Origin of the sequence: Agrobacterium sp. NPDC090273 (genome assembly GCF_044772305.1) — a bacterium.
Taxonomy (GTDB): Bacteria; Pseudomonadota; Alphaproteobacteria; order Rhizobiales; family Rhizobiaceae; genus Agrobacterium.
The window spans coordinates 117,398-144,055 of the sequence record NZ_JBIVYN010000003.1 but is presented as its reverse complement, the minus strand read 5'-3'; the positions used below and the strand labels follow the sequence as shown (position 1 = coordinate 144,055).

Below are 26,658 nucleotides of genomic sequence, written 5' to 3'. Positions count from 1 at the left end.
CAATATCGAAGCCCGGTCGCGAGACCGGGCTTTTCTATGTGTAACAAACCGAACGAAGCCCTCCACGCTACTGCGAAGCGTCGTTCTCGCCCTCAGGGATGACCACAAGCGGCGTTCGCCTCACTTACGACGTCAGGCTCCTAAGAACGACGTCCGCGCGCTCCTGGACGTCGATTTTGGGCAAAACGATCGTCTCATAGTCCAGTCGTGCATAATCGCGTAGCAGCCGTTCATACTCATCCATCGCCGTGTCGAGATCATGTTGTCGCTCACTGTCGCTGCGGTAGATTTCCGGCCACGGCGGTGTAATGAAAACCAGCCGGTTGTATCGGTGCTCACGTTGCAGCGTGTCGATAAAGGTGTCGCCCGCGGCATGATGAAGAGCGGACGCAGCATCGACGAGACCGCGATCGAAAAACACTCGCCCCTCTGCCGGTGCGTTTTGACGATCGTCAAGCGAGAGCGCAACCGCACGACGGGCAAAAGCTGCCATATCGTTCCACGGCAGTGCCAGACCGCCACCCACCATCTCCTCGGTGACAATGCGCCTCCCCGGTTCCTCCACCGTTGAGAAACCACGACGGCCGAGCTCCTCAAGCAGCGTGGATTTTCCACCACCCGAGCAACCGGAAAGAATTACGAACCGATCCACGATCGTCCTCCAGGTTCAAAGTGTTTGAGAAAGCGTCCTTGGCTTGGAGCCATAACGGTCTTGATCGGACCGACAAGGAGCCACGGTAAATCAGAAAGCCGACATCGCACACAACCAGCCATTGTTGCTAAGGCACAATATCCAACCCTCGGCTACCCCTCCAGCTCAAGACAATTACCCAGCGTCGTGGAACGATGACATTGCTTTCGTGTCAAGGCGTCATACAGAACGACGCGATCGCACAGAAAATGACAGGTGGTGAGAAAAAAATCGCGTAGAGGAAGAAAAATTTAGCCCGCGAAATAAGGCAACACGAACAAATCAGGCGAAATCATTCAAATTCTTAATAAATCGTCACGAACTGCTTAGGCAATTTTTAAAGGTACCGGGCTAGAGTTCCCGTCATATGGTCTTGAGTTTGTATAGAGTGTCCAATGACCGAAATGATACGCCCACGAGTTAAATATGTCATCGGCCCCGATGGCAGCCCCCTGACGATCGCGGATCTTCCGCCTGCCAACACCCGTCGCTGGGTCATCCGCAGAAAGGCAGAGGTTGTTGCCGCCGTGCGCGGAGGACTGCTGAGCCTCGAGGAAGCATGTGAGCGCTACACGCTCACTGTTGAAGAATTCCTATCCTGGCAGTCTTCGATTGCCGATCATGGCCTTGCCGGCCTGCGCACAACGCGCATCCAGCAATATCGCCACTAACCTGTCGTTTTCGCCGCATTCGTGCTGGCATGATGTTTTCAAACGCCCCGTCGGACCGATCCAGCGGGGCGTTTGTACGTCGACCACAGGCATTGTCGCACTTTTGTGTCCAGTGCGTTCGCCACCCCGACTGTTTCCATTTTAACCGAGCCGGCTAAAGTGCCTGTGAAGCGAACAACAGGATCAAAGGGAGAAACTTCATGGACATCACCACCGCGGAAACGGGATCGCACGGCGAATATTCGGCAATCCTCGACGGCCACAAGGCCGAAATGACCTATTCCAGAACATCCCCCTCCCTCATCATCATCGATCACACCGGCGTGCCGGATGCTCTGCGCGGCAAGGGTGTCGGTCAGGCTCTTGCCACCCACGCCGTCGAAGAAGCCCGTAAGGGCGGCTGGAAAATCATCCCGCTCTGCCCATTTTTCAAGGCGCAGACGCTTCGCCATCCGGAATGGGCCGACGCTATTCAGGGTTGAGGATCAGACTGTCACGACACGTCTTCACGCCACCATCATTGGCGGGGTTCCCTGATGAATGCTCTTGCGAACTTCGTCACGGAATTCAGGTGTGTCTTCAGCACCATGCACGGCAATCGCGTGCTGAACAGCCGCCTCGATCAACTCGTCGGCGGTATCAGCGGAGATGGCAATCGTGCATTTGCTTTCACTCGGAAATTCACGGCAATCGATATATTGACGGGCCATTGTCTTCCTCCCTTTTTGCCGCTGGCGTCAGCTGAAGCAGCGAGAGACTGTTAACGCGGTTTCGCAAAAGCTGCTGCTCGAACAACAAATTTGGAACAGCCGGACCGTGTCCTATTCCCTCTCCGCCCTCAAGGCGCACCTGCGGTCAGTCTCCGGCTCACGGTCGGAACCTTCACAGATTACTCCCATCCCGTAGCGTTAACAAATGCAAAAAAGGCACGAGCCTGCAGCCCATAGAAACGAAAACGGCCGCCTGAACGGCGGCCGTTTTCATAAATAAGGTCATGGCATCCCGTCATTGAAAGCCGCCACCTGATCCACCGGCAGCCGTCAATGAGGACGCAAAGTTCGTCCGGTTACCTTACCGGCCGATCAGGCGCGGGCGCGGATTGCTCCATCGCGGTTTTCCAGTGCTGCGGCCTTTTCGTATTCGGCCTGCACTTCTTCCAGCGAAGCTTCGGCAGCTTCTTGCTGCGTCTTCAGTTCTCGAATGGAAACCTGAAGATTGTCGGCCCGCTGGCGCGCTGCTTTTGCAAAGGTCGGATAGGCGAAATGCGTCGGATCGGTAATTCCCGACTTGCTTTCTTCCAGAGAGATCTGGTGTACCAGCTCCTTGGCCATCCGTTCGAATTCGGACATCATCTGCTGCAACTGCTGCAGCTGCCGCCGTTTTTCGTTGACCTGAAATTCTTTCAGGCGAACTAGGCTGTCACGCGACTTCATACGCAATACTCCATGGATAGCGAGACCCAGGCCAAAAAAGGCATTAACCGCCCGTATTCGTCCCGGCTGTACCGGAATGATTCCTAAAAGTTACCCGGCGTTAATAAAAATCAGCCGCCGTTAACCTTTCGTTTACGGGCATCGTTAATGATAAGCACGATCATTTAAGGGTCGGTAAATGCCAAGTCCAAAAAAATGGACACGACGATGTAAGAGTCGATTGAATCACTTAACGGGTTTTCCTCACGTTAAGCTTCAATTTTGGCGATGGCGGATTCACTTGCAAAAACAGCAGAATGTCAACTTTGCTTAATAAATTCGATACACCTTGCCAAAGGCAATTAGAATTTGTTAACCATTTGGTGGCAGCCTGCAAATCAGGCAACGTCTGGATCCGCATCGCGCGAGGCAATGTTTTACCTCCCTGCGGGCGGCAAAGGGGATAATTATGCGGGTTCTACTTATTGAAGACGACAGCGCAACAGCGCAGAGCATCGAACTGATGCTCAAGTCGGAAAGTTTTAACGTTTACACGACCGACCTCGGTGAGGAAGGCGTGGATCTCGGCAAGCTCTACGATTACGATATCATTCTGCTCGACCTGAACCTGCCTGACATGTCGGGTTATGAAGTTCTGAGAACCCTGCGTCTTTCGAAGGTTAAGACGCCGATCCTCATCCTCTCCGGCATGGCCGGCATCGAGGACAAGGTTCGCGGCCTCGGCTTCGGCGCAGACGATTACATGACCAAGCCGTTCCATAAGGATGAGCTTGTCGCCCGCATTCACGCAATCGTTCGCCGTTCGAAGGGCCACGCCCAGTCGGTCATCGCCACGGGCGAGCTGATCGTTAACCTGGACGCCAAGACGGTGGAAGTTGGTGGACAGCGCGTTCATCTGACCGGCAAGGAATACCAGATGCTCGAGCTGCTTTCGCTGCGCAAGGGCACAACGCTGACTAAGGAAATGTTCCTCAACCACCTCTACGGCGGTATGGACGAGCCGGAACTCAAGATCATCGACGTATTCATCTGCAAGCTGCGCAAGAAGCTCGCAAATGCTGCAGGTGGTGCAAACTACATCGAAACAGTTTGGGGTCGCGGTTACGTTCTGCGCGAGCCGGATGGCGCTACCGAATATCTCGAAACCGCCTGATCTTTTCGAGACAGACTATTTGCAAAAACCCGCCGCGCAAACGGCGGGTTTTTTATTATGTGCCAAAGAAAGAAGTCGCACGTTATTTGCTTGTCACGTTGCGGCCTTAGAGCGCGTCTGAAAGGAAGATGCGGTGTCCTACCCTATTCCGACCCTGAAAACCGAACGGTTGACACTACGCCCGCAAACCATTGCGGATTTTTCCGGCTATCTTGATTTCATGGCGTCTCCGCGCTCGATCGGCGTCGGCGGACCCTATGATCTGCGCGCTGCCTGGGGCATGTTCTGCCACGATCAGGCAAACTGGCATTTCTTCGGACACGGGGCGCTGATGATCGAACGAACCGCAACGCACGAATGCCTCGGCCAGGTCGGCATCAACCACGGTCCGCTCTTTCCGGAAAAAGAACTTGGCTGGCTGCTCTATCGAGGCTTTGAAGGACAAGGATATGCTGCGGAGGCGGCGCAGGCGCTACGACAATGGGCGTTTCAGAGTCTCAAACTTTTGACACTGGTCAGCTACGTCGCACCGGAAAATCTCAAGTCGGCGGCTGTAGCCGAACGCCTTGGCGGCAAGCTCGACGCCACAGCGCCGCGCTCCGATCCCGAAGACCTTGTTTACCGGTATCGCGCTGACGTCTGACGCGCCGCCATAGCCATTGACCAGGAACCGCCTAACGCGGCGTTTGCAACAGACCCGATGCCAGCGCGCGGAACGCCTCGACCGCCTTTGGCAGCACCGTTAACGGCTCTTCGCTTGCAGCAACCCAAAGTGCGGCATTCAACGCCGCACCGCTGATCAACCGCGCCACCGCTTCCGCATCGAGCGGCTTCACGATGCCGGTGGCGATGAGTTGCTGTACCGCACTCTTCGTGACCTGGAGACAACTGTTCTGGCTTGGCCAGAGTGACGGATCGCCAAGTACAGCAGGACCATCCAGAAGAACGATGCGTTGAACCTCGGGATCGAGCGCCATCTCGATATAGGCCGCCCCTTCAGTAAGAAGCGCTTCCCACGCATCTGTATGTTGCGCGCCTGCCGCCTTGGCCTGCATCGCCATTTCCGTGTCGATCTGGTTCACGACCGCCGCCAGGAGGCCGCGCTTGTCACCAAAATTGTGGTACAGCGCGCCGCGCGTCAACCCGACATCAGCCGTCAGCTCGTCCATGGACGCAGCATTATAACCCTTCTCCGCGAACGCCTTGCGGGCAGCGGCGATCAACTTCAGCCTGTTTTCCTGCATCGTTTCGAGACGTCGCCCGGCCATTTTAAACCCTTAAATTCACATACGAAGCGTATCTTGATTTGACATACGGCACGTATGTCACTATTTCACATACGCAACGTATATAGTGCGGCGACTGTCTTTGTGAAGCGCCGAACGATTTGAAGCCTATCAGGAGAACAACATGAGCAAGCGCAACGCCATTTTCCCCGCCGGCCGCCACAAACTTTACGAAGAGCATCGTTATTCGGCCGCCATAAAATCTGGAGATTTACTCTTTGTCTCAGGCCAGGTCGGCAGCAGGCCGGACGGCACCCCCGAGCCGGACTTCGAACGTCAGGTTCGGTTGGCATTCGAGAATCTGAAAGCAACACTAGCCGCAGCTGGCGCCACGTTTGACGACATCGTCGATGTCACCACCTTCCACACAGACCCTGAAGCTCAATTCGACACGGTCTTGAAGGTGAAAGACGAAGTCTTCAACGAGCCACCCTATCCGGCCTGGACTGCTTTGGGTGTCAATTGGCTGGCCGGGTTCGATTTCGAAATCAAGGTTATCGTCCGCATCCCGTCGGCAGAGTAAGACGCCGAAAACATCCCAACAAAAAACCGGTGATTCGCATCACCGGTTTCTTTTTTGCAGGAACACACCCAAGCGAGCGCCTGGGCAGTTCGATCTATCATTCGGCCGCGACGGTAACGGCGGTGAAAACAATCCGGTCTTCGTGGACCTTGTATTCCACCTGCATGCCTGCCTCTTCCGCAAGCAACAGCGTATAATAGGGCTGAACGGAATGAGCATCGACCGCTTCTTCCAGACGGCCCTCGTAGATTTCCACGAACTTGGCGGGAACGCGCATCATCCGGCCCTTGACGGTGATTTCGAACTTGGCGTCACCATCCGGGCTTTCCAGCAACACATCCACATTGCCGCCGCGCGGGATGGAACCGTAAGCCACCAGGAACAGGTTGAGCAACAGCTTGACGCGGTTCTTGGCGACAATGGCGCGCGGCCCATTCCAGCTGACTTCCGCTTTCTTTTCAGCAGCGGCGAAATCCTTGGCAGCCTTCTCCGCTTCTCCCGTATCGATGGACGCCCCGGCAGAACCGGATGCACCGAAAGCAAGGCGGGCGAACTTCAGGCGAACTGATGCGTTGATGGCAGACGTACGGATAAGATCCATCGCATCGGCATCCGCGCCACCTTCGTCCAGAAGTTCGAGGCCGTTGTTGATCGCACCGACCGGGGAAATAACGTCATGGCACACGCGGCTGCAAAGGAGCGCCGCCAGATCGGGACCGGACAGCGTGATATTAAGTTTGGTCGTCATAAAATTCTCTCCTGCGCAAGGGCTGCGCGGACGGTGTGAACATCTAAGGCCATAATGACACCATATTTGGTAAACCGATTGTTAATAGGATGGTTTCAAAATGCCAAATGACTTAACACGGCAATCGGAATTCAACAGACGGACGGACTTGACGATGCGCTTCACGAAAACCCGCACCACTGCACGCCTCGGACTGGAAAAGATTCTTGTGCTGCTCGCAAGCCTTTTTCTGTCGGTTGCGCCTGCCGCAGCGCAGAGCAGTGACCAGTACACTTTCCAGGAGATCATCGACGCGGGGCACGGCTTCTTCGGCGAAACAACCGGTGGACTGGCCAAGGTGGTTGAACGCGCCTTTCAGCAGTACGGCCTTCCGAACGGTTACGTTCTCGGCCAGGAAGGTTCCGGCGCATTCGTCGCTGGCCTGACCTATGGCGAAGGCACGCTTTACACCAAGAACGCAGGCCAGCACCCCGTCTTCTGGCAAGGCCCGTCACTCGGTCTGGACTATGGCGGTCAGGGCACGCGCGCCATGATGCTCGTCTACAATCTGCCGGCAGTTGATGCGCTCTACCGTCGCTACGGCGGTGTCAGCGGTTCCGCCTTCATTGTCGCGGGCGTTGGCATGACCTATCTCAAAAGCTCAGACGTTACGATCGCCCCCATCCGTACCGGCATCGGCGCCCGCCTTGGCATCAATGTGGGCTATTTGAAGCTTACCCAGCAGCCAACCTGGAACCCCTTCTGATTCGCAGGCAAGCAAATCAGGGGCAAAAAACCGCATCTGCTTCGGTTATCGGGCCCCTCCCCACGGTTGCAAGAATAGCGTAGCATGTTTTCACGCCGCTCTTTCCGAGTGTAAGCAGCTTGCAACGACTATGCGTGACCCGGAAATGCGTGGAAACACAAAGAGAGAGCATTGAAGGTGGAAGCGTTTTCACCCAGAAAAATGCTCTGTAGTTTCGGAGACTGTCCCGCGTGATAGAATATGCCATTCTCTTTGGACTGGGTTTTCTGACCGCAACCCTGCTTGCCTTGCTGATTGCACCCGCAATCCATCGCCGCATTGTCGCGTATACGGAAAACCGTCTGCGCGCGACGATGCCCATCAGCCCGCAGGAAGTTCGCGCCCAGAAAGATATGGCGCGTGCCCTTTATGCGGCCGAAAACGCCAAGGTTCGCCAGGAGCTCAACACCGAACGCGAGAAGAACACCTCACTCAGACTGGCCAACGAAGCCGCCTCCAGCGATGCGTATCGTCTTGGTGAGCAAAACCGTGGCCTGTCGGTAAAAATCGAGGAACTGACACTCGAAATCGACGAGTTACGATCCGCACTCGATCAGAGCGAGGAAAACACGACCCGCCTGCAAGCCGGACTTTCCGAGCATCAGGAAACGGCCAATAGCCGCGCCACCCAAATGTCGGAACTGACAGCGCGCCTGACCAACCTCACCCGCGAACTGGACGATTCCAAGATACTGGCCGCCACCCGCGACATTGAGGCCGAGCAGGCAAAACAGAGCGCGTCCCGTTTCCGAAAGGAAGGCGAAACGACTGCACGCGAGCTCAAGGATGTGAGCGACCGCAATCGTGAAGCAATGACAGCCGTGGCGCGCGAAAGCCGGAAGGTGACGCGTCTGGAAGAAAAACTGGCCACTGCAGTCGCCAAGAACGCTGATCTCGATACAGCGCTGACGCTCCGCCAGCAGGAAATCGCACGTCTGAAGGAACAGCTTGCGGCAACGGGCGGTAAGACCGACGACATGGTCATCCGTTTGCCGAACCCGGCATCCAGCAAGCAGCAAGCCCTCGCTGAAGCTAAAACCGCCGTGGAAGCGTCACAGCCGCCAGCAGTCGCCGAGGAAGAGGCGATCCGGCCAAGCGGCCTCGAACAGCAGATCGAAGATATCCGCAATCAGGGCACGGCACTCACCGAGCGACTTATCAATGTTCGTGGGACGACAAATGACGAGGCAATCCGACGCGAAATCGCTCGTATCGCTGCGCAGATGATCGCACTTACCGCCGCACGCGAAGGTGAAAAATCGCCGATCCCTGCGCTTCTGTCAAAGGGTGAAACAAGCTCAGGACGTGACAGCCTTGCGAAACGCGCGACAACGCTGATGGAACAATCGTCCCAGTCACCTGGCGCATAAAAATCAGCTTATATGCGCCCGATTGCGCCGGCCATCTGGTAGAGAGCAAGACCGGATGCTGTTCCCGCGTTCAGACTGTCGAGTTGCGCTGACTGCGCAATGCGTGCCGTATGAAACCGCGAAAGCACTGATTGCGGCAATCCGTCGCCCTCAGTACCGATGACCAGCGCCATGCGTTCAGATCTAGGAATTTGCCGTATCTCGGTTTCGCCATTCGGCGACAGGCTCCATATGGCAAAACCGGCAGCCGCCAACCGCTCCAGCATATCGACCGCATCACCACCGCGATGATAGGGAACGGCAAGCACCGACCCGACGGAGACACGCAATGCCTTTCGGTAGAGCGGGTCGCAGGAGGTACCGTCCAGCAGGACTGCATCGGCATGGAAAGCCGCCGCATTCCGGAACATTGCGCCCATGTTGTCGTGATTGGAAATACCGCATCCCACCAAAACCAGCGATGATGCGGGCAGTCGAGAGATAAGATTATCGGACGATGCGTCACCGACGCGACGGCCGAGCGCCAGAATGCCACGATGCAAATGGAAACCTGCAATGGCATCCAGGACAGGAGCCTCGGCGACGTAAACCGGCACATCGACGGGAAATTCAGCGAGAATATCGGCAACACCCGAAAGCCGGTTCTTGAGAATAAGGATGCTTTCTGCCGCAAAGGCACCCTGCGCTTTGTGAGCTGCCGCCAGCATACGAAGCACGACCGTGCCTTCGGCAATAAAGCGCCCTTGCCTGCCGGTCAGATCGCGCTCGCGAATATCGCGAAATGCAGCAATGCGCGGATCGTCAGGATCTTCAATAGGGATCAGCACATGGCCATCCGGCAGGTCTGAGCTTTTACTGGCCATCGACCGTAACATCGGCGATGAAGCGACCGGCAGCGACGTTGTAAACGAGTGCCTTGCGCGTTCCGTTGGCGAGCCGTCCGTAAAACAGCATGTCACCGCCGGAATAGCTGACGTTTTCAATCGTAAAGCCCTGCGGCAAGCTTGCCGTAGCGGCAACGGGACCATCAGAGGGAACTGCCATTGTCTGGCCCTGCGTCTGCGCCACCGGAGCGGGCTTCGACGGCCCCATCGCCTTGTAGACAACCGCGCCGAACACAGCCATAAGGCTGATAAACATCACGGAGCCCGACACGATCTGCAAACGGATCATCTTGCGGCGAACTTTTTCCATGGCCGGGTCTAACGGCTTGTCTTCCTGTTCGTCTTGCTCGACCTGCGTCATCGGGTTCCCTGAAATGCTGTTGGATCGGAAAAATAAGAATGAACGACCCCTTTAAACAAGGCGACGACGCAAGGAAAGTCCTGATTGCCGGGGAAGATGCCGAAGGGCGCCTTGATTCATGGCTGGCGACCGAAGTCGGCGGCGACTTGTCGCGAAGCCGCCTCAAGGCACTGATCGAGCAAGGGGCGGTATCCGTAAACGGCAAACCCATTACCGAACCCAAAAAGAAGGTCCATCCCGGTGACCGGATCGAGATTTCCATGCCGGAGCCGGAAGATCCCGAACCGAAGGGCGAGGATATTCCGCTCAACGTCGAATATGAAGATGACGATCTGATCGTGCTCGTCAAACCCGCAGGGCTGGTGGTGCATCCCGGTGCTGGCAACTGGACGGGAACGCTCGTCAACGCCCTGATCCATCATTGCGGTGACAGTCTCTCCGGCATTGGTGGTGTCAAACGTCCCGGTATCGTGCATCGACTGGACAAGGAAACCTCTGGTGTCATGGTCGTGGCTAAGAATGACGCTGCGCATCGACATCTTGCTGCGCAATTTGCCGACCATGGACGCACCGGCCCGCTTGAGCGCGCCTACAAGGCCATTGTATGGGGTCGTCCTAAAACCCTGCGCGGCACGATCGATGCCGCTTTGGGACGGTCATCCGACCGCACCAAACGGGCCGTCAAGAACGAGCACGCCGATGACGCCCGCGAGGCAATCACCCACTACGAGGTCATCGAGCGGTTTCATGAGCGGCCGGATGCAACCTGCCTTGCCTCGATGGTGGAATGCCGCCTCGAAACCGGCCGTACGCATCAGATCCGCGTGCACATGGCGCACATTGGTCACCCATTGATCGGTGATCCTGAATATGGGGCAGCCTACCGCACCAAGGCAAACCTGCTGGAAGAACCGGCAAAGAGCATTGTCGGTCGTTTCCCGCGTCAGGCCCTGCATGCTTATCTTCTTGCATTTGAACATCCACGCACCGGTGAGGTGATGGAATTCGAGACTGATATGCCCGATGACATGGAAGAACTGACCAACGCGCTGCGAGGCCACGAACACCCGTAACTGCTTGCTCCTTCCGACGAAACAGCGATAGGCGGGCATGGCAAAGGCTGAAAAATGCCTTGCCCGCCATCTTTACGAAACCTTGGATAATAAAGACAGTTTTCGCTTTTCCCTATATTTTGCAGGCGGTCTCGTTTCCGGACCGCCCCAATTTCGCTTCAATCATTGCACCTTTTCATAGCTGCAACACATGCGATTGACTGGTTCGGCCAGCAATCATCACACCCGCATGTGTCCGCCGAAACCCGCCTGCAGGGCGCCCGTGAAACGACGGGAGACGGAAATGATTGCACATGAACAGCGATGAACGCCGCTTCATATTTCAGGATCTGCGGACGGTGGAGGGATATATCGATCCTCCCGATGCGCTCGTTTTCAAATCCTTGCTGCAAGCTCAGACCGCAAGCGCCCTTGGTGGTGGCATGGCAGATATCGGCGTGTTTTACGGTCGTTCCTATTTTCTGCTGCAGCGGTTCGCGGCCGAAGGTGAAAAGGTTCTCGGGATTGACCTCTTCGAACTCGACCCGCCCGCCGATGGCAGCCTTGACCAGTATCGGCGCTTTCTTGACAACGGCCAGCGCCTTGGACAGCCGGTCGATGAAGACCTCATCATTCGCGGCGACAGCACGCGACTGAATGCCAGCGACATCACCGAACGGGTCGGTCCGGTACGCTTCTTCAGCATCGACGGGGGCCATCATCTGCATCATGTCATGGCAGATGCGAGACTGGCGATGGAGGCGATCGCCGACCACGGTATCATTGTTTTTGACGATACCTTCAATCCCGCCTGGCCCGAAGTTACAGTCGGAATGGCCGACTTCCTTCGCACCCACGGGCACAATCTCGTCTGCTTCTGCATGACGAAATACAAGACTTATGTGTGCCACCGCGAATTTCACGCGCACTACGAACATGTCATCGCCAATGCACCGGATTTGCGTACGCTACATCACGCCGAAACGCAGTTTCTTGGCTCAAAGATTGCGCGCCTCCACAATCCCATGCGGCGGCGGGTCATGTACGAATTGATGGTTCGCTCCGGACTTGGAAATTTTTCGGAACGAATCTACCGGAGCGGGGTTAAGGACAGCACAGAGGATATCGTAACGATGTAACGCGCGTGTGATCGTGGCTGCCGCTTGAAATGCTGCAGCCGCGTACATATCTGTCATCTGGGTTCGTGCGGGGTCGATAATGACCCGCCACGACGGCATGCCTGACGTGGGACGTTAAACGTCGAAAAAGGGTGCCGCCACAGACCAAAGATAAGGGGGTGCTATATGGCCCGCAACAGTTTGCCTTCCATTACAGCCGGTGAAGCCGGTCTTAACAGATATCTCGATGAAATCCGCAAGTTCCCGATGCTGGAACCGCAGGAAGAATACATGCTCGGCAAGCGTTACGCCGAACATGGCGACCGTGATGCCGCGCATAGGCTGGTTACCAGCCACCTACGCCTCGTCGCCAAGATTGCCATGGGTTATCGCGGCTACGGCCTGCCGATCGGTGAAGTCGTGTCCGAGGGTAACGTCGGCCTGATGCAGGCGGTCAAGAAGTTTGATCCGGAGCGTGGTTTCCGTTTGGCGACCTATGCAATGTGGTGGATCAAGGCTTCGATCCAGGAATATATCCTGCGTTCGTGGTCCCTGGTGAAGATGGGTACGACAGCCAACCAGAAGCGCCTGTTCTTCAACCTGCGCCGCCTGAAGGGTCGTATCCAGGCCATCGATGATGGCGATCTGAAGCCGGAGCACGTCAAGGAAATCGCCACGAAGCTTCAGGTTTCTGAAGAAGAAGTTATCTCGATGAACCGCCGTCTGCACGGCGACGCGTCGCTGAATGCCCCGATCAAGGCGTCGGAAGGCGAATCCGGCCAGTGGCAGGATTGGCTCGTGGACGACCACGACAGCCAGGAAGCCGTGTTGATCGAGCAGGACGAACTGGAAACCCGTCGCCGCATGCTGGCCAAGGCCATGGGTGTGTTGAACGAGCGCGAACGACGCATCTTCGAGGCTCGGCGCCTTGCCGAAGAGCCGGTGACACTGGAAGAGCTGTCTTCCGAGTTCGACATCAGCCGCGAGCGTGTTCGTCAGATCGAGGTTCGCGCCTTCGAAAAGGTTCAGGAAGCGGTTCAGAAGGAAGCGCTGGAAGCCGCCCGCGCCCTTCGCGTGGTCGATGCCTGATATCATCACAGCGATCGACATGTGAGAAATTGGAGCCCACAGATCGAAAGATCTGTGGGCTTTTCGTTGTATCCTTCACAACATCCGCAAACAAAAAAGGGGCAGCCTCAGGCAGCCCCTTTTTCTTGTCTCTGTTAGCGCCTTACTGACCCGTCGCAGGCGCGGCTGCAGCCCAGTCGCGAAGGGCGGCATCAAACGCAGCGATGCCTTCTGGTCCCTTCTGCAAAGTCAGCAAAGCACGGCGACCGTTGCGATAGGACACTGGAATGTCGATCCAGTTGCGGCTCTTCAACAGTTCGAGGTTGGTTTTCATCGCGTCAGGGAAGTCATTGAGCGCGATCATGTGGAAATCATCGGTGATTTTGGCCGGAACCGCGATCAGCGCATTACCACGATCCTGCTCCGTGCTCTTCATCGCGATACGCTGAACGCTGTCGATCGCGCCGCCTTCAAATCCAGGCGCAACCGAGAAGACGATCTCGATCAGATGGCTGGCTGGCAACGACGGATCGGTGTTGCGCTTGAAGGTGATAAGCGCGCTCAAACCGCGACCGGGAACAGTAATCTGCCCCTGTACAGTCGGAGACGGTCGGCCTTCACTGTCGTTTTCCTGCTGCAATGTCCACGCAACCGAACCCTGGATCGCGGTTGGTACCGTCTGGCCCAGCACTTCCTCATACAGGAACATGCGCTCGCCACCGGCAACAGCACCGGGCTGGGCAGGCGTCGCTGGCGTTCCGGCCGGCGCAGCACCATTGGCCGCAGGTGTCTCGGTTGTCGCTGGCGGTGCGACGTTCTGCTCGTAGACAGAATGGCCTTCCGCCGTCACCGGCTGACCATTTCCACCAGCAGCCGGGCCCTCGTCACGCTCGGTCCCATCGGCCATAAGGCGCTGGGTGAACTTCGTGCCGGTGACAGAACCGTCGTCGCCGGAAGGTTGAGCCTGATTGTTTGCCGTCTGCTGTCCGGCAGCCGGTGGCTGCTGCGTCGCCGGCGGCGTGGGTGTCTGCGTCTGGGCAGAGTCGGTGGAAGGCGCAGATGTCTCGCCATTGCCGTTGCCTGCTGATTGGACCAGCCCGCCGACCATGTCGTTCAGAGCGTCGCGGTTCATCCAGAGGGCATAACCGCCGCCAGCCAGAAGGCCCGCGCCAACCAGAGCAAGAACGACCGCCGCGTAGTTCCGGCGCGGCTTCTTCTTGACCATATAGGCAGGCGTTGCAGCACTGGCCCCGACACTGGGGGCCTCATCCGAAGCTGCGCGGTTCGACGACGACGCGCCATCATAACCGATCAACTCATCCAGATCATCCCAAGGGGTGCGCTCTTTATTGTCCTTGCCGTCCTTCGGTGCTTCGAAGGGATCATCATTGGCGCGCGGCATTGCCGACGTGCGCTCTGCCGGAAGGTCGATATCCGTGTCCTGGAAGTAGGTAGAGAAATCCTCCACCACGGCAGCTTTTTTCGGCGGCGTTTCAGGCTCATTCCGCGTTTCGGCATAGTCTTGACGTCCACCGAAGACCGGATCGTGATCGACATCGGCACGATGATCGGCGTAGCCGTGCTCGTCGCGCTTCTCGGGCTCGAACGCGACGACCGGTGCTGCAGCATAGGGGTGATGCCCAGCCTGGTTACGATCTTCGTATTCGTCCTCAGGCAAGTCTTCGGCGCCGTGAGGCTGCTGATCATCCTCCGTCGCCTCGTCAAGCTTGCGCCAGTCGTCCTCGTCAACGGGTTGCGCCCAATGTGCCGGAACGGATTCGTCAACAGGCGTGACCGCAGGCTCAGCCTCGACGGGATGATGATGCGCCTCTTCGTAACGCTCCTCTTCCGAGGCGTAGGCAGGCTCCTCATCGGCACGGGTGAAATAGGTGCCGATGACTTCCTGCTGCGGTTGCTCCTGCTCGGCAACGGCATGAACAGGTTCTGGAGCGTCATAAAGCTCTTCCGGCTCCTCGTAAGGAGCTTCGTTGGAGACCTCGGCGTGAGCGTGCTCTTCCTCAACCGGTGCTTCATCGGCGGCAGCGACCGGCGCGGCCTCAACCGGATGAGGCTCCTCGTAGACTGGCTCGACCCGATCCGCTTCGTATTCTTCAGCGTCAGCGGAATGCGCTACCTGTTCAGCGGCGACTTCTTCTTCCGGCTCTTCATAAGAAGGTTGATGCGCCGGCTCTACAGCCGGCGCAAAGCCTTCGTCTTCCTCTTCCAGCGCAGGCAAAGCTTCGGCGAATTCGCTTTCCACCTCAGCAATGGCGCTGTCGAGTTTGGTGATTTGCCGGCGCAGCAGTTCTTCCGGCGGGCGCGGCTTCATGTTTTCAAGCTGGCGCACGACGGCACCACGCGCCTTTTCGTAAACCTTCGCCCGGTTTTCGGGAGTATTGTTCGCCAAGCCATCCACGGCTTTGCGAATGACCGCTACAAAATCCGCCATAAGCACTTTCTCGTCGCGGCCGGCGACGTACCGGCCCGATATGGTTTATGAAACTTGATCGCTGAGGACATTAATCCTCAAACGGATCAGTCACAAGTATGGTGTCGTCACGCTCGGGGCTTGTGGACAGAAGCGCAACCGGCGCTCCGATCAGTTCCTCCACCTGACGGACATACTTGATTGCCTGAGCAGGCAAATCCGCCCATTTTCGGGCACCGACAGTGGATTCTTTCCAGCCTTCCAGCGTGATGTAGATCGGCTCGACACGGGCCTGAGCGCCCTGGCTTGCCGGGAGATGATCGATTTCCTGGCCGTCTAGCTTGTAGCCAACGCAGATTTTCAGCTCATCCAGACCGTCGAGAACGTCGAGTTTCGTGAGTGCGATACCGGTGATGCCGTTGGTCGCAACCGACTGTCGAACCAGTGCAGCATCGAACCAGCCGCAACGGCGCTTACGGCCGGTTACGGTGCCGAACTCATGACCCTTTTCGCCAAGGAACTGGCCGATTTCATCGTTCAGTTCGGTCGGGAACGGACCTTCGCCAACGCGCGTCGTGTAGGCCTTGGTGATGCCGAGGATGTAACCGAGCGAACCCGGACCCATACCCGAACCGGCAGCGGCCTGACCGGCAACCGTGTTGGACGAAGTAACATACGGATAGGTGCCGTGGTCGATATCGAGCAACGAACCCTGCGCGCCTTCGAACAGGATGCGCGCGCCAGCGCGACGCTTCTTGTCGAGCAGCAACCATACGGTTTCGCTGAACGGCAGAATCTTGTCGGCGATGGACGTCAGTTCTTCCATGATCGTTTCATGGGAAATTTCGGCCGCACCGAAGCCGCGACGCAGCGCATTGTGGTGCGTCAGAATGCGGTCAACCTTGACCGAAAGCGCTTCGAGATCAGCCAGATCCATGACGCGGATCGCACGACGACCAACCTTGTCTTCATAGGCCGGACCAATACCGCGACGGGTGGTGCCGATCTTCGTGCCGCTATTGGAGGCCGCGTCTTCGCGCATGCCGTCCAGTTCGCGGTGCAGAGAAAGAATAAGTGTCGCATTGTCGGCGATACGCAGATTGTCGGTCGTGACCTTGACGCCCTGCACTTCCAGACGGCCGATTTCGGCAATCAGCGCATGCGGATCGACAACAACGCCGTTACCGATGACAGCCAATTTTCCAGGACGTACGACGCCAGAAGGCAGCAGCGAGAGCTTGTAGCTCACGCCATCGATGACGAGCGTGTGACCGGCATTGTGACCGCCCTGATAACGCACGACGACATCTGCCCGCTCGGACAACCAGTCTACAATCTTGCCTTTACCTTCGTCGCCCCACTGCGAGCCGACCACCACAACATTCGTCATTTCTTGCTTTCCTGCTGATGACGCTTACGCGCCCGGTAATTCGATGGGAAACCCAAACCCGCGAATGTATACTGTGTTGTCTTGCGGAAAGCGACCCTGTTTCTTGCGGCGAAATTTGCTTTTTCCGTGACAAAATGCGGATTTCGGCTTTATCTCCGCCGGCGGGAATGATCTCGCCGATGCAACCGGCGCGATTCTCACGTGTCGTTTCCGCGCACTCCACCGTCTCGAGCCGAAAGATCAGCGTGTCCTCGAAAGCTTACATCGCCCTCATCATCGCCACGCTCTGCTGGGGCGGCAACACCGTCGCCGGAAAACTGGCAATCGGCCATATCAGTCCCATGGCATTCACCTTCCTGCGCTGGGTATTTGCGGTGGCGATGATTTTCGCGATATCGCTGCCGCAGCTTATTCGCGATTGGCCCATCGTGCGCCAACGCCTGCCCTATTTTTTCGTGCTTGGCAGCGTCGGCTATACCGCGTTCAATGTCTTTCTTTATACAGCGCTCAAACACACCTCTGCCATCAATGCCGCGGTCATTCAGGCTGGCATTCCGATGGTTATCTTCGTCCTGAATTTTATGCTGTTTCGCACACGCGTCTTCGTCGGCCAGATCGCCGGCTTTTGCCTGACCATCGCAGGCGTTGGTCTGCTCGCCTCTCATGGCGACCCAATTTCGCTGCTGCAGCTCGACATGAATGTCGGTGACGCCATCATGCTGCTCGCCGTACTGGCTTACGCAATCTATACCGTGATCCTGCGCTGGAAACCGGCAGTTGACTGGCGTACGCTGATGGCAATTCCGGCCTTTTTCGCGCTCGTCAGCTCTGTTCCGTTGATCGGCTGGGAGGTTTCGCAAAATACCGTGCTGTGGCCGGATCAAACCGGATGGGTTCTCGTTTTTTATGCCGCCATTTTCGCATCTCTGGTTGCGCAGATCCTGTTTATCAGGGGTGTGGAGCAGATTGGCGCCAACCGCGCAGGCCTGTTCATCAACCTCGTGCCCGTTTTCGGAACCCTTCTTTCAGTGGCCGTACTGGGCGAAACGCTGCACACTTATCAGCTCATCGCACTCTTCCTGACGCTTGCCGGAATTGCTGTCGCCGAACGAAAAAAAACGCCGGCGTCCTGATCCTCTATCGGATCGGGAAAACCGGCGCAGTCAGGCAGGCATGAAACTGGATGGTTTAGAGCGCGGTTTCGCGCTCCTTGGATGTGAAAGCGGCGTTGCCGAGAACGATGTCCCCCTTGTCGGTCGACACAATCAGAACCTTTTCAAGCGATCCATCGTCATTGAGAGCAAAAGCGATCCGGAGCGCATTCGACGACCAGCCAGCGCCCACCAGAGCAGAACGCTTGATCGTGGCGCAATCACCGCAATTGTCGGCGCCAACAGGCTGAATGGCTGGAACGTCGCTTCCAAAACCGGAAAAATAATCATCAAGCGCGCCCATCGTGCCGTTGATGTCACGGTTGACATTCAAAAGCTGGTCGCGGCGCTTTTCCGTCAAACGCATGGCAGCGGAGGAAACGCACTGACCCGCAACAAGCGTGCAGCCATCGAAACGATCGGAGGCGGAGATATCGATCTTCGCAAGCGCAGCCTTCTCAGCCGTGGCGAAACCGCGCGCAAAACCGGCGGCACCGGCTGCATCCGCATGGGTGGACATGGAAGCGACGACAATGCCGCAAATGGCAGCAGCAATAATCTTCTTCAGCATTTTCATACCCCGTTTCGGTTTCTGCCAGCTTTGTGCCGGTCTTGATCTGCGTTGCTTTTAATGAGGCGCTCTTTTTTGTTTTGGAGCGCTCCTTCGTCTGTAGTCCCACAATGGCACAGCACTCTTTTCAGCCGCTTTAAGCCGATAGCTACAATTTTATCTGTTTTCGATTTTTTGACATGCCACGCATTTTTCTTGCCCAGGCAATCTGAACGCGCACTGAAAAAGAGAGCGGCATGCGCACAAATTGATGCTTTTCGCGCTCTGCCGAAACGCCTACTCCGGTAAGGAACCACGACAACGGAGCGACAGACATCATGGCGACGGCTTTCTACTGGAACGAATTGAACACGCTGGATTTTGCGACGCTCGACCCGGAAAATACCGTTGCCATCCTGCCGATCGCCTCGACAGAACAACATGGTCCGCATTTGCCCGTCGCCACCGACGTCGCAATCGCCGAGGGCATGCTCTCGGAGTTTCGTGTCCAGAAACCTGCCGATTTGGTGACATTGGTTCTGCCCACGCAGCAGATCGGCAAGGCAAACGAACATATCTACGGACCCGGCACGCTTTCCTTCGATGCCGACCTTCTGATCCGCATGTGGACCTCAATCGGTCAGAAGGTTTCGGAAGCGGGCGTCAAGAAGATGGTCATCGTCAATTCCCATGGCGGTAATGTCGACATCATGAGCATCGTCGGGCGAGAACTGCGTGTGCGATACGGCATGGCAGTGGTCGGCACCCAATGGGGTCGCTTCGGCCATCCGGAAGGGCTGATTGGTGAGCATGAAATGAAATTCGGCATTCATGGCGGCGAGGTCGAGACATCACTGATGCTGCATTTTCGTCCTGAACTGGTGCGAATGGAAAAGGCGCAGAATTTCACATCGAAGGCCGAGTGGCAGAAAGAGCGCTCACGTTTCATCCAGCCGCTGCCACCACATGCCCTGGCCTGGATCGCCCACGACCTGAACGACAATGGCGTTGTCGGCGATGCATCGAAGGGAACCGCAGCCAAGGGCGAAGCTATCTGCAAACATCAGGTTTCCGGCTTCATCGAACTCTTGCGCGATCTCGCAAACTACCCACTTTCGGCGCTCTATTCGCGCTAAAAACGAGGCCCTCAACCCGCCTGTTCGCGTTGTTTGTCCTGCAAGGGCACATGTCCCTGCTTTTGCAGATCGGCAACCAGCGCCGAAAGCTCGGACAACAGGAATTCCACAAAAAGGCTCGCCGCTGTATCGAGCGTCGAGCGTGAGCGGGCAAACAGCTTCATCGGCTGATGGCGCATATGTGGTGTCGAAAACGGCCGAAACACCAAATCCCCACGCTTGCATTCGAGATAAACATCGAGCGGGTTGAGAAGTGTCAGCCCGGAGCCCGAACGCACAAGCTGCTTCATCAACTCCACCGAATTGGTTTCCAGCAGCGGTTCAACCTGCATTGGCAAAGGAGCCAGCACAAGATTGATGACATTGCGAAGGCTCGTGCCCGGCTGCGACAGAACCATCTTCTCGTGCACGATATCGGTGAGATCGAGGCTCAGGCGTTCGGCCAAAGGATGATCGGGCGGCAGCACCACACCAACGGGCACATCGAACAAGGCAAGTGTACGCAGTCCCGGTGCGGCCGGAATATTGAAACCAAGGCCGATATCCGCCTCCCCCGTCAACACCGGGTTAACAGTCGGCGTGCCGCTGTCATTGTGAAGCAGAACCCGTACGCGCGGATGTTTTTCGAGAAAATTGTGCAGGATCGCCGTTAACGGGCCGGCAGCAAGACCGGTAGTCGCCACCATTGTCACTTTTCCCGCCTGCGGCATCTTGAGACCGCGAATGCGGGTCTCAAGCCTTTCATAATCCTTCAGCACCTCGCGGATATGTTCGATGCACAACTCGCCTGCAGCCGTCAGTTTAAGGCCGCGTGGCAACCGTTCGAAAATAGGTGCACCGAACTCCTCTTCGATCGCGAGGATCTGCCGGTTAACGGCCGAGGACGCAACGTTGAGACGTGCTGCCGCCTTGCGGATGGAACCGCAGCGCACGATCTCGTCGATATATTGCAGCTTGCGCGAATGAAGCACGGCGGATCAACTCTGCATAAATTTTGACCGTATCGCATCATTTGTACGCTGACATTCAAACGATGCTTTTAAGGCATCAATGTGCACGAATTTTGATGCTTTTCAATGCGCGATACGCACGATCAAATGAAGACAACAAAACAGGCTCTCACGATGCCGCAAGGTTTAACAGGGGAACAACAAGACATGACCAATGGATTGACGAAAAACGTGTTTCTGGCGGGCATGGCGCTTTGTGGCTCCATTGCCGCAACGGCGCCGGCACTGGCGCTGGACGAAGTTTCCTACGGCACGAACTGGCTGGCACAGGCGGAGCACGGCGGCTTTTACCAGGCCGTTGCCGACGGAACTTACGAGAAACACGGCCTGAAAGTCACCATCGTTCAGGGTGGCCCGAATGCCGCCAACCGTTCACTGCTGATCGCCGGCAAGGTGACCTTCTACATGGGCGGCCAGCTTGGCGATATGGACGCGGTGAAGGAAGGCATCCCGCTGACCAGCGTCGCCTCCATTTTCCAGAAAGATCCGCAGGTGCTTCTCGCCCACCCGGATGCCGGCGTCGAGAAATTCGAAGATCTTGCCAAGCTCGACACCATCTTCATGGGTAAGGAAGGCTATGCCACCTATTTCGAATGGATGAAGAAGAACTACCCCGGCTTCAAGGACGAGCAATACAAGCCCTATACTTTCAATCCAGGCCCCTTCATCACCAACAAGGCTTCCGCACAGCAGGGCTATCTGACGTCTGAACCACACGAAATCGAAAAGCAGGCGGGCTGGGCACCGAAAGTCTTCCTGCTGGCAGATGCGGGCTTCACGCCCTATTCGACGATGATTACCGCGCAGACCAAGACGGTCGAAGAAAACCCCGAGATGGTGCAGCGCTTCGTCGATGCCTCGCTCGAAGGCTGGTACAACTATCTCTACGGCAACAACAAGGCTGCCAACGACCTCATCAAGAAAGACAATCCGGAGATGACGGACGAGCAGATCGCCTTCTCCATCGCCAAGATGAAGGAATACGGCATTCTTGAATCCGGCGACGCGCTTGAAAAGGGCATCGGCTGCATTACCGACGACCGTTACAAGGCCTTCTTCGATGCAGTCGTGAAAATCGGCCTGGAGCCTGCCGATTTGGACTACAAAAAAGCCTACACGACGAAATTCGTCTGCAAGGGCGTCGGCATGGCGCTGAAGAAATAAGACTAGCCTGACCCGCGGCGTCCCAACGTGGCGGGTCTGTCCGGCATCACAATTCCAGAGTGAAGATGAGCGTTTCGTCCCCAGCCGCCACAAGCCTTCCGGCAGAATCCCGCAAGCGGCCTCTGGTCGTCATGAAGTCCGTTTCGAAGACCTTTTCCTCGGGTACAGTGGCCCTGTCCCATATGGATCTGACGGTTGAAGGCGGTGAATTCGTCAGCCTGCTCGGCCCATCCGGTTGTGGCAAGTCGACGGCGCTGCGCATCATCGCCGGTCTTGGCGACGTCACCACCGGTTCGATCGACTGGCCAAGCTCTCGTATCAACTCAAGGGGTTTGCCGGAAGGCGATATCAGCTTCGTGTTTCAGGAACCGACGCTGATGCCCTGGCAGACGGTATTCGGCAACGTGTATCTGCCGCTGAAACTACGTGGGGTGTCCAAGGCCGCCGCCCGCGAAGAAATCATGAAAACGCTGGCGACGGTCGGCCTGCAGGACTTTGCCGACGCCTACCCTCGCGAACTTTCCGGCGGCATGAAAATGCGGGTTTCCATTGCCCGCGCACTGGTGACCAAGCCCAAGCTGCTGCTCATGGACGAGCCCTTTGCGGCCCTAGACGAGATCACCCGCCAGAAATTGAATGACGACGTGCTGAGGCTTTGGCGCGAGACCGGCATCACCGTCATCTTCGTTACCCATTCCGTTTATGAGTCTGCCTATCTTTCCAACCGCATCGTGGTGATGAAAGCTCGCCCCGGCCGCGTTCATGCCGATTTTCCGCTGGTGACAGCCATGGAGCGCGACGCCCATTACCGCACCTCGGAAGACTATCGCCTCGCCTGCGAAAAGGTTTCCACCATGCTTCTCGAAGCCATTGGCAACGGAGAACACTGATGTCCGAAACGCAGGAAGCGGCATTGCCGCAAGCAAAAGAAAAAAGCTTCCTTGAACGGCGCGGTGAACTCATTCTGCGCACGCTGGTCCCGATCGGTGTCGTCGCTGTGCTGGTTCTTGTCTGGTATGTGGGCGTCAAGGTCAGCGGCGTACCACCCTATATTCTGCCAGGCCCGGCTGCCGTCGTCGCCTCGCTCTTCAATGACTGGGGAACACTCGCCCCGGCCTTCTGGGTCACAACGAAGATCACCATGGCCTCGCTCGCACTGGCGCTGGCCGGCGGGGTCGGTATCGCCATCTTCCTGGTGCAATCGCGCTGGATCGAGATCGCCTTTTACCCGATTACCGTCATTCTTCAGGTAACCCCGATCGTTGCGATCGCACCGCTGATCCTGATCTATGCACCGAGCACCCAGGTCGCGCTGCTGATCTGTGCTTTCCTGGTCGCGTTTTTCCCGATCCTCTCCAACATGGTGCAGGGCTTGAAAAGCGTCGACCACAATCTTCTGAACCTCTTTGACCTCTACGGCGCATCCCGCTGGCAGACATTGCTGTATCTGAAACTGCCTGCTTCCCTGCCCTACTTCATGACGGGCCTGAGGATCGGCGGTGGACTGGCGTTGATCGCTGCCGTGGTTGCCGAATTCGCGGCCGGGTCGGCTGGTGCAGGTTCAGGGCTGGCCTTCCGCCTGCTGGAATCGCAATATCGCATGAATATTCCGCGCCTCTTCGCGGCACTTCTTCTGCTTTCCTGTCTTGGCGTGGCGATTTTCGCCATCACCTCCTTCATCTCATGGCTTTCATTGCACCGGTGGCATGAAAGCAGCCTGAAACGGGAAAACTGATGACTGCCGCCTTCATGACATTGCCCGATTCATCAGCCTTCGCTCTGACCAACGCCACCTTGCCTGCCGTGACGGTAGAAGGCTTCGAAGCGTGCGAGCGTGAGGGCCTTGTAAGCGCCGACCTGGTCATCGACGGGGGAAAAATCGCGGCAATCCTTCCGCCTGGCATGACGCCCGCCGATCTGCCAAAAGCCGATCTGCGCGACGGCATGGTCTGGCCCTGCCTTGTCGAGATGCACACCCATATCGACAAAGGTCATATCTGGGATCGCCGTCGCAATCCTGATGGAACGTTCATGGGTGCGTTGGACAATGTGCGAGCCGACCGTGAGGCGAACTGGTCAGCCGAAGATGTGCGAACCCGTATGGAGTTTTCGCTGCGTTCGGCTTATGCGCATGGCACAAAGCTGTTGCGCACCCATCTTGACAGTATAGCGCCCCAGCACCGTATTTCCTTCGAGGTCTTCGCTGAAGTGCAGGAGGACTGGAAGGACCGGATCGCGCTCCAGGCCGTAGCACTGTTTCCGACCGACCAGATTTTCGACGAGCGCTACTTCAACGATCTTGTGTCTGTGGTGAAACGTCACGACGGCCTGCTTGGCGGTGTGCCGCAGATGTCTCCTGATCTCGACGCACGCCTCGATCTCCTCTTCCGCACGGCTGCTGACAACAGCCTCGATATCGACCTGCATGTGGACGAGACAGAAGACAGGCAGGTTCTGGCACTGAAAGCCGTGGCCGAAGCAAAACTTCGCAACGGCTTCGAGGGGGCGGTCACCGTTGGTCATTGCTGCTCGCTGGCGCGGCAGGACGACGACGTCGCGAAAGCCGTAATCGACAAGGTCGCTGAGGCTGGCCTGAATGTCGTGTCGCTACCGATGTGCAACATGTATCTGCAGGATCGCCATGAAGGCCGCACACCTCGATGGCGCGGCGTGACCTTGTTCAAGGAGCTGGCTGCGGCCGGTGTCAGAACCGCCGTTTCCTCCGATAACACGCGCGACCCTTTCTATGCCTATGGCGACCTGGACCCGGTGGAAGTGTTCCGTGAAGCGGTGCGCATCCTGCATCTCGACCATCCGCTCGACGATGCCGCGCGTATCGTGACCACCTCGCCTGCCGACAGTCTCGGCCGCGCCGATATCGGTCGTATCCGCGTAGGCAGCCCCGCCGATCTCGTATTGTTCAGCGCGAGGCGTTGGAGCGAATTTCTTTCCCGTCCGCAGGCTGACCGCATCGTGATGCGGAATGGCATGGGCATCGACCGTCGCCTGCCGGATTACCGTGACCTTGACCCGATACTGGACCGATAAGATGGTAGACTACGCCAAGATCAAGCAGGAGCTGGAGGGCATCGCCGTTGAGGACAACCCGGCGCTGGTGAGACAGAAGAGCCGCGATTTCTACTGGTATTCGCCGGTGCTGAAAGCCCAGCTCGACAACGTGATCGGCGACCTCATTGTCACCCCGACAAGCGAGGAAGAGGTGATCCGCATCCTGAAAGTGGCCTTCGCACATGGCGCACCGGTCACGCCGCGCGGCACGGGAACGGGCAACTACGGTCAAGCCATGCCGCTCTCCGGTGGTATCGTCCTGAACATGGCGGGCATGAACAAGATCAAGGAAATCAAGCCGGGTCGCGTCATTTGCGAGCCTGGCATCGTGATTGCCGAACTCGACAAGCAGACGAAAGCGCATTCCGGCCAGGAGCTGCGCTTCCACCCATCTACAAAGCAGACAGCCACGATCGGCGGTTTCATTGCTGGCGGATCGGGTGGCGTTGGCTCGATCACCTGGGGTGGGCTGCGCGACCTTGGCAATATCCTGCGCCTGCGGGTCGTAACCATGGAAGCCGAACCACGCGTACTCGATCTCACCGCCTGGGATCTGCAGAAGGTCAGCCACGCCTATGGCACCAACGGCATCATCACCGAAGTCGAGATGCCGCTTGCCACCGCCTATGACTGGGTCGACGTGATTGTCGGTTACGACGATTACATGGATGCGGTAAAATTTGCCGACGCGCTGGCTCATAAGAACGGCATTCTTCTCAAGGAAATCGCGCCGATCGCAGCCCCTATTCCTTTTGACTATTTCAATCGCCACAAGCCTTGGCTGAAGGAGGGGCAGTCGGTGGTGGTGCTCATGGTGGCACCGCATTCCATCGAGCCGTTCGTTGCCTTTACCGAAAGAATGAAGGGCGATATCCGTTTCCGCTCGGACACGGTCGAGAGCATGAAGGGCATTCCGCACGCCTATGAGCTGGCTTGGAACCACACCACGCTACGCGCCCTGAAGATCGATCCGTCCTGGACCTATCTGCAAGTGCAGTATCCTGGTCCGGATCACGTGGAAAAGGTCCACAAAATGACTGAGATCTTCGGCGACGAAGTGATCGGCCATCTGGAGTTCATCAAGTTTGACGGCCACATCCAGTGCTCCGGCCTGCCATTGGTCCGCTACACCACGGAAGAACGCCTGGAAGAGATCATTCGCATCCATGAACAGAATGGCTGCCCGATCTTCAATCCGCATCGTTACACGCTGGAAGAAGGCGGCATGAAGCAGACGGACAAGGTGCAGCTTGCCTTCAAGAAGGAAACTGATCCCAAGGGCCTTCTGAACCCTGGCAAGATGATCGCCTGGGAAAATCCGAACTTTGATTTCAAGGCTGGAACCAATTACCTTTTCCCGGGACTTTCCGCCTTTGCGGAAGCACAGGAGGCCTGAGAAACAGGTAACTGCAACCACATATATTTCTTCCGAAGGTACTCCCGAACCCTCGCTCAACAGGCGCGGGTTTCGCACCGGACAAATGGTGGGGTGAACGGCGATGCGACCAGAGCAAGATGCTCGAACAGCGGATCGTCATTTATCAGGAAAACGGCGCGGAAAAGTTTTCAACCTCATGCCGGGACGATGTTCGCCCGGCTGATGACATGGAGCTTTGTC

At 57.1% G+C, this 26,658-nt stretch carries 28 protein-coding genes; 17 read left to right on the top strand and 11 right to left on the bottom strand.

Going from position 1 to position 26,658, the window contains the following annotated elements; all coding sequences use genetic code 11:
• Nucleotides 1-124: 124 nt before the first annotated feature.
• On the bottom strand, nucleotides 125-652 hold the full coding sequence (locus ACIQT8_RS09975; protein WP_400964938.1) for an AAA family ATPase: 528 nt from the start codon (nucleotides 650-652) through the stop codon (nucleotides 125-127).
• A gap of 434 nt (nucleotides 653-1,086) precedes the next feature.
• Between ACIQT8_RS09975 and ACIQT8_RS09970 the strand changes: the two genes are divergently transcribed.
• Together ACIQT8_RS09970 and ACIQT8_RS09965 are read left to right on the top strand one after the other, a co-directional pair.
• Nucleotides 1,087-1,362, top strand: a complete 276-nt coding sequence (locus ACIQT8_RS09970; RefSeq protein WP_003491799.1) for a DUF1153 domain-containing protein — start codon at nucleotides 1,087-1,089, stop codon at nucleotides 1,360-1,362.
• Nucleotides 1,363-1,562: 200 nt separating this feature from the next.
• Nucleotides 1,563-1,844: a GNAT family N-acetyltransferase gene (locus tag ACIQT8_RS09965; protein ID WP_400964937.1), complete on the top strand. Its 282-nt coding sequence runs from the start codon at nucleotides 1,563-1,565 to the stop codon at nucleotides 1,842-1,844.
• Between the two features lie 24 nt (nucleotides 1,845-1,868).
• On the opposite strand, the gene ACIQT8_RS09960 is transcribed toward ACIQT8_RS09965, so the two are convergent.
• Nucleotides 1,869-2,072, bottom strand: a complete 204-nt coding sequence (locus ACIQT8_RS09960) for a DUF1059 domain-containing protein (RefSeq protein WP_138791264.1) — start codon at nucleotides 2,070-2,072, stop codon at nucleotides 1,869-1,871.
• Between the two features lie 372 nt (nucleotides 2,073-2,444).
• A complete protein-coding gene (locus ACIQT8_RS09955; RefSeq protein ID WP_045017704.1) occupies nucleotides 2,445-2,795 on the bottom strand; it encodes a flagellar export protein FliJ in 351 nt (116 codons plus the stop codon).
• Nucleotides 2,796-3,243: 448 nt separating this feature from the next.
• On the opposite strand from ACIQT8_RS09955, the gene ctrA reads away from it, so the two are divergent.
• On the top strand, nucleotides 3,244-3,948 hold the full coding sequence (gene ctrA / locus ACIQT8_RS09950) for a response regulator transcription factor CtrA (protein WP_027675781.1): 705 nt from the start codon (nucleotides 3,244-3,246) through the stop codon (nucleotides 3,946-3,948).
• A gap of 133 nt (nucleotides 3,949-4,081) precedes the next feature.
• Entirely contained in the window at nucleotides 4,082-4,591 is a 510-nt protein-coding gene (locus tag ACIQT8_RS09945) for a GNAT family N-acetyltransferase (protein ID WP_400964936.1), read from the top strand.
• A gap of 31 nt (nucleotides 4,592-4,622) precedes the next feature.
• Here the strand turns inward: ACIQT8_RS09945 and ACIQT8_RS09940 are convergent, their stop codons facing one another.
• Nucleotides 4,623-5,216 carry a TetR/AcrR family transcriptional regulator gene (locus tag ACIQT8_RS09940; RefSeq protein WP_400964935.1) on the bottom strand — a complete coding sequence of 198 codons (594 nt, stop codon included), beginning with the start codon at nucleotides 5,214-5,216 and terminating at the stop codon, nucleotides 4,623-4,625.
• A gap of 142 nt (nucleotides 5,217-5,358) precedes the next feature.
• Between ACIQT8_RS09940 and ACIQT8_RS09935 the strand changes: the two genes are divergently transcribed.
• A complete protein-coding gene (locus ACIQT8_RS09935) occupies nucleotides 5,359-5,757 on the top strand; it encodes a RidA family protein (RefSeq protein WP_400964934.1) in 399 nt (132 codons plus the stop codon).
• Nucleotides 5,758-5,854: 97 nt separating this feature from the next.
• Here the strand turns inward: ACIQT8_RS09935 and chpT are convergent, their stop codons facing one another.
• Nucleotides 5,855-6,505 carry a histidine phosphotransferase ChpT gene (gene chpT, locus ACIQT8_RS09930; RefSeq protein ID WP_138791268.1) on the bottom strand — a complete coding sequence of 217 codons (651 nt, stop codon included), beginning with the start codon at nucleotides 6,503-6,505 and terminating at the stop codon, nucleotides 5,855-5,857.
• A 148-nt stretch (nucleotides 6,506-6,653) separates the two neighbouring features.
• Here chpT and ACIQT8_RS09925 point away from each other — a divergent pair, with 148 nt between their 5' ends.
• Complete coding sequence (locus tag ACIQT8_RS09925) at nucleotides 6,654-7,250, top strand: DUF1134 domain-containing protein (RefSeq protein WP_178340895.1); 597 nt, start codon at nucleotides 6,654-6,656, stop codon at nucleotides 7,248-7,250.
• A 230-nt stretch (nucleotides 7,251-7,480) separates the two neighbouring features.
• Nucleotides 7,481-8,659 carry a hypothetical protein gene (locus ACIQT8_RS09920; protein ID WP_400964933.1) on the top strand — a complete coding sequence of 393 codons (1,179 nt, stop codon included), beginning with the start codon at nucleotides 7,481-7,483 and terminating at the stop codon, nucleotides 8,657-8,659.
• A gap of 8 nt (nucleotides 8,660-8,667) precedes the next feature.
• On the opposite strand, the gene ACIQT8_RS09915 is transcribed toward ACIQT8_RS09920, so the two are convergent.
• Both ACIQT8_RS09915 and ACIQT8_RS09910 read right to left on the bottom strand, forming a co-directional pair.
• Nucleotides 8,668-9,522, bottom strand: a complete 855-nt coding sequence (locus ACIQT8_RS09915; RefSeq protein WP_400964932.1) for a TrmH family RNA methyltransferase — start codon at nucleotides 9,520-9,522, stop codon at nucleotides 8,668-8,670.
• Nucleotides 9,512-9,904, bottom strand: coding sequence for a hypothetical protein (locus ACIQT8_RS09910; RefSeq protein ID WP_138791272.1), 393 nt, complete (start codon nucleotides 9,902-9,904; stop codon nucleotides 9,512-9,514). The genes ACIQT8_RS09915 and ACIQT8_RS09910 overlap by 11 nt, the downstream gene beginning before the upstream one ends.
• A 38-nt stretch (nucleotides 9,905-9,942) precedes the next feature.
• Here ACIQT8_RS09910 and ACIQT8_RS09905 point away from each other — a divergent pair, with 38 nt between their 5' ends.
• From ACIQT8_RS09905 to rpoH, 3 genes are all read left to right on the top strand, one after another.
• Nucleotides 9,943-10,977 (top strand): RluA family pseudouridine synthase, encoded by a 1,035-nt coding sequence (locus ACIQT8_RS09905; RefSeq protein WP_400964931.1) that lies wholly within the window; start codon nucleotides 9,943-9,945, stop codon nucleotides 10,975-10,977.
• A gap of 293 nt (nucleotides 10,978-11,270) precedes the next feature.
• Complete coding sequence (locus ACIQT8_RS09900) at nucleotides 11,271-12,095, top strand: class I SAM-dependent methyltransferase (protein WP_400964930.1); 825 nt, start codon at nucleotides 11,271-11,273, stop codon at nucleotides 12,093-12,095.
• 165 nt (nucleotides 12,096-12,260) lie between these two features.
• Entirely contained in the window at nucleotides 12,261-13,163 is a 903-nt protein-coding gene (rpoH, locus tag ACIQT8_RS09895) for an RNA polymerase sigma factor RpoH (protein ID WP_138791275.1), read from the top strand.
• Between the two features lie 142 nt (nucleotides 13,164-13,305).
• Here rpoH and ACIQT8_RS09890 read toward each other — a convergent pair whose 3' ends face one another.
• Nucleotides 13,306-15,591: a hypothetical protein gene (locus ACIQT8_RS09890; RefSeq protein ID WP_400964929.1), complete on the bottom strand. Its 2,286-nt coding sequence runs from the start codon at nucleotides 15,589-15,591 to the stop codon at nucleotides 13,306-13,308.
• Between the two features lie 70 nt (nucleotides 15,592-15,661).
• Complete coding sequence (locus ACIQT8_RS09885; protein ID WP_138791277.1) at nucleotides 15,662-16,960, bottom strand: adenylosuccinate synthase; 1,299 nt, start codon at nucleotides 16,958-16,960, stop codon at nucleotides 15,662-15,664.
• 245 nt (nucleotides 16,961-17,205) lie between these two features.
• Between ACIQT8_RS09885 and ACIQT8_RS09880 the strand changes: the two genes are divergently transcribed.
• Complete coding sequence (locus ACIQT8_RS09880; protein ID WP_262526190.1) at nucleotides 17,206-18,093, top strand: DMT family transporter; 888 nt, start codon at nucleotides 17,206-17,208, stop codon at nucleotides 18,091-18,093.
• A gap of 55 nt (nucleotides 18,094-18,148) precedes the next feature.
• Here the strand turns inward: ACIQT8_RS09880 and ACIQT8_RS09875 are convergent, their stop codons facing one another.
• Nucleotides 18,149-18,682: a transglutaminase-like cysteine peptidase gene (locus ACIQT8_RS09875; protein ID WP_400964928.1), complete on the bottom strand. Its 534-nt coding sequence runs from the start codon at nucleotides 18,680-18,682 to the stop codon at nucleotides 18,149-18,151.
• A 317-nt stretch (nucleotides 18,683-18,999) separates the two neighbouring features.
• Between ACIQT8_RS09875 and ACIQT8_RS09870 the strand changes: the two genes are divergently transcribed.
• Nucleotides 19,000-19,797 (top strand): creatininase family protein, encoded by a 798-nt coding sequence (locus tag ACIQT8_RS09870; RefSeq protein WP_400964927.1) that lies wholly within the window; start codon nucleotides 19,000-19,002, stop codon nucleotides 19,795-19,797.
• A gap of 11 nt (nucleotides 19,798-19,808) precedes the next feature.
• Here the strand turns inward: ACIQT8_RS09870 and ACIQT8_RS09865 are convergent, their stop codons facing one another.
• A complete protein-coding gene (locus tag ACIQT8_RS09865; RefSeq protein ID WP_400964926.1) occupies nucleotides 19,809-20,768 on the bottom strand; it encodes a LysR family transcriptional regulator in 960 nt (319 codons plus the stop codon).
• Nucleotides 20,769-20,954: 186 nt separating this feature from the next.
• Here ACIQT8_RS09865 and ACIQT8_RS09860 point away from each other — a divergent pair, with 186 nt between their 5' ends.
• The 5 genes from ACIQT8_RS09860 (at nucleotide 20,955) to ACIQT8_RS09840 (ending at nucleotide 26,436) form a co-directional block, all read left to right on the top strand.
• Nucleotides 20,955-21,971, top strand: coding sequence for an ABC transporter substrate-binding protein (locus ACIQT8_RS09860; protein WP_400964925.1), 1,017 nt, complete (start codon nucleotides 20,955-20,957; stop codon nucleotides 21,969-21,971).
• A 65-nt stretch (nucleotides 21,972-22,036) separates the two neighbouring features.
• On the top strand, nucleotides 22,037-22,861 hold the full coding sequence (locus ACIQT8_RS09855; RefSeq protein ID WP_138791284.1) for an ABC transporter ATP-binding protein: 825 nt from the start codon (nucleotides 22,037-22,039) through the stop codon (nucleotides 22,859-22,861).
• Nucleotides 22,861-23,706, top strand: coding sequence for an ABC transporter permease (locus tag ACIQT8_RS09850; protein ID WP_400964924.1), 846 nt, complete (start codon nucleotides 22,861-22,863; stop codon nucleotides 23,704-23,706). Before ACIQT8_RS09855 ends, ACIQT8_RS09850 begins: the two co-directional genes overlap by 1 nt.
• Nucleotides 23,706-25,019: a cytosine deaminase gene (locus tag ACIQT8_RS09845; protein WP_400964923.1), complete on the top strand. Its 1,314-nt coding sequence runs from the start codon at nucleotides 23,706-23,708 to the stop codon at nucleotides 25,017-25,019. The genes ACIQT8_RS09850 and ACIQT8_RS09845 overlap by 1 nt, the downstream gene beginning before the upstream one ends.
• Before the next feature lies 1 nt (nucleotide 25,020).
• Nucleotides 25,021-26,436 (top strand): FAD-binding oxidoreductase, encoded by a 1,416-nt coding sequence (locus ACIQT8_RS09840; protein ID WP_400965400.1) that lies wholly within the window; start codon nucleotides 25,021-25,023, stop codon nucleotides 26,434-26,436.
• Nucleotides 26,437-26,658: the final 222 nt, after the last annotated feature.

What these genes read in the sequence shown, in the direction of transcription:
- ACIQT8_RS09970 (WP_003491799.1), top strand. Translation starts at nt 1,087, where the DNA reads ATGACCGAAATGATACGCCCACGAGTTAAATATGTCATCGGCCCCGAT.
- ACIQT8_RS09965 (WP_400964937.1), top strand. Translation starts at nt 1,563, where the DNA reads ATGGACATCACCACCGCGGAAACGGGATCGCACGGCGAATATTCGGCA.
- ACIQT8_RS09960 (WP_138791264.1), bottom strand. Translation starts at nt 2,072, where the DNA reads ATGGCCCGTCAATATATCGATTGCCGTGAATTTCCGAGTGAAAGCAAA.
- ACIQT8_RS09955 (WP_045017704.1), bottom strand. Translation starts at nt 2,795, where the DNA reads ATGAAGTCGCGTGACAGCCTAGTTCGCCTGAAAGAATTTCAGGTCAAC.
- ctrA (WP_027675781.1), top strand. Translation starts at nt 3,244, where the DNA reads ATGCGGGTTCTACTTATTGAAGACGACAGCGCAACAGCGCAGAGCATC.
- ACIQT8_RS09940 (WP_400964935.1), bottom strand. Translation starts at nt 5,216, where the DNA reads ATGGCCGGGCGACGTCTCGAAACGATGCAGGAAAACAGGCTGAAGTTG.
- ACIQT8_RS09935 (WP_400964934.1), top strand. Translation starts at nt 5,359, where the DNA reads ATGAGCAAGCGCAACGCCATTTTCCCCGCCGGCCGCCACAAACTTTAC.
- chpT (WP_138791268.1), bottom strand. Translation starts at nt 6,505, where the DNA reads ATGACGACCAAACTTAATATCACGCTGTCCGGTCCCGATCTGGCGGCG.
- ACIQT8_RS09915 (WP_400964932.1), bottom strand. Translation starts at nt 9,522, where the DNA reads ATGGCCAGTAAAAGCTCAGACCTGCCGGATGGCCATGTGCTGATCCCT.
- ACIQT8_RS09910 (WP_138791272.1), bottom strand. Translation starts at nt 9,904, where the DNA reads ATGACGCAGGTCGAGCAAGACGAACAGGAAGACAAGCCGTTAGACCCG.
- ACIQT8_RS09905 (WP_400964931.1), top strand. Translation starts at nt 9,943, where the DNA reads ATGAACGACCCCTTTAAACAAGGCGACGACGCAAGGAAAGTCCTGATT.
- ACIQT8_RS09900 (WP_400964930.1), top strand. Translation starts at nt 11,271, where the DNA reads ATGAACAGCGATGAACGCCGCTTCATATTTCAGGATCTGCGGACGGTG.
- rpoH (WP_138791275.1), top strand. Translation starts at nt 12,261, where the DNA reads ATGGCCCGCAACAGTTTGCCTTCCATTACAGCCGGTGAAGCCGGTCTT.
- ACIQT8_RS09890 (WP_400964929.1), bottom strand. Translation starts at nt 15,591, where the DNA reads ATGGCGGATTTTGTAGCGGTCATTCGCAAAGCCGTGGATGGCTTGGCG.
- ACIQT8_RS09885 (WP_138791277.1), bottom strand. Translation starts at nt 16,960, where the DNA reads ATGACGAATGTTGTGGTGGTCGGCTCGCAGTGGGGCGACGAAGGTAAA.
- ACIQT8_RS09875 (WP_400964928.1), bottom strand. Translation starts at nt 18,682, where the DNA reads ATGCTGAAGAAGATTATTGCTGCTGCCATTTGCGGCATTGTCGTCGCT.
- ACIQT8_RS09870 (WP_400964927.1), top strand. Translation starts at nt 19,000, where the DNA reads ATGGCGACGGCTTTCTACTGGAACGAATTGAACACGCTGGATTTTGCG.
- ACIQT8_RS09860 (WP_400964925.1), top strand. Translation starts at nt 20,955, where the DNA reads ATGACCAATGGATTGACGAAAAACGTGTTTCTGGCGGGCATGGCGCTT.
- ACIQT8_RS09855 (WP_138791284.1), top strand. Translation starts at nt 22,037, where the DNA reads ATGAGCGTTTCGTCCCCAGCCGCCACAAGCCTTCCGGCAGAATCCCGC.
- ACIQT8_RS09850 (WP_400964924.1), top strand. Translation starts at nt 22,861, where the DNA reads ATGTCCGAAACGCAGGAAGCGGCATTGCCGCAAGCAAAAGAAAAAAGC.
- ACIQT8_RS09845 (WP_400964923.1), top strand. Translation starts at nt 23,706, where the DNA reads ATGACTGCCGCCTTCATGACATTGCCCGATTCATCAGCCTTCGCTCTG.
- ACIQT8_RS09840 (WP_400965400.1), top strand. Translation starts at nt 25,021, where the DNA reads ATGGTAGACTACGCCAAGATCAAGCAGGAGCTGGAGGGCATCGCCGTT.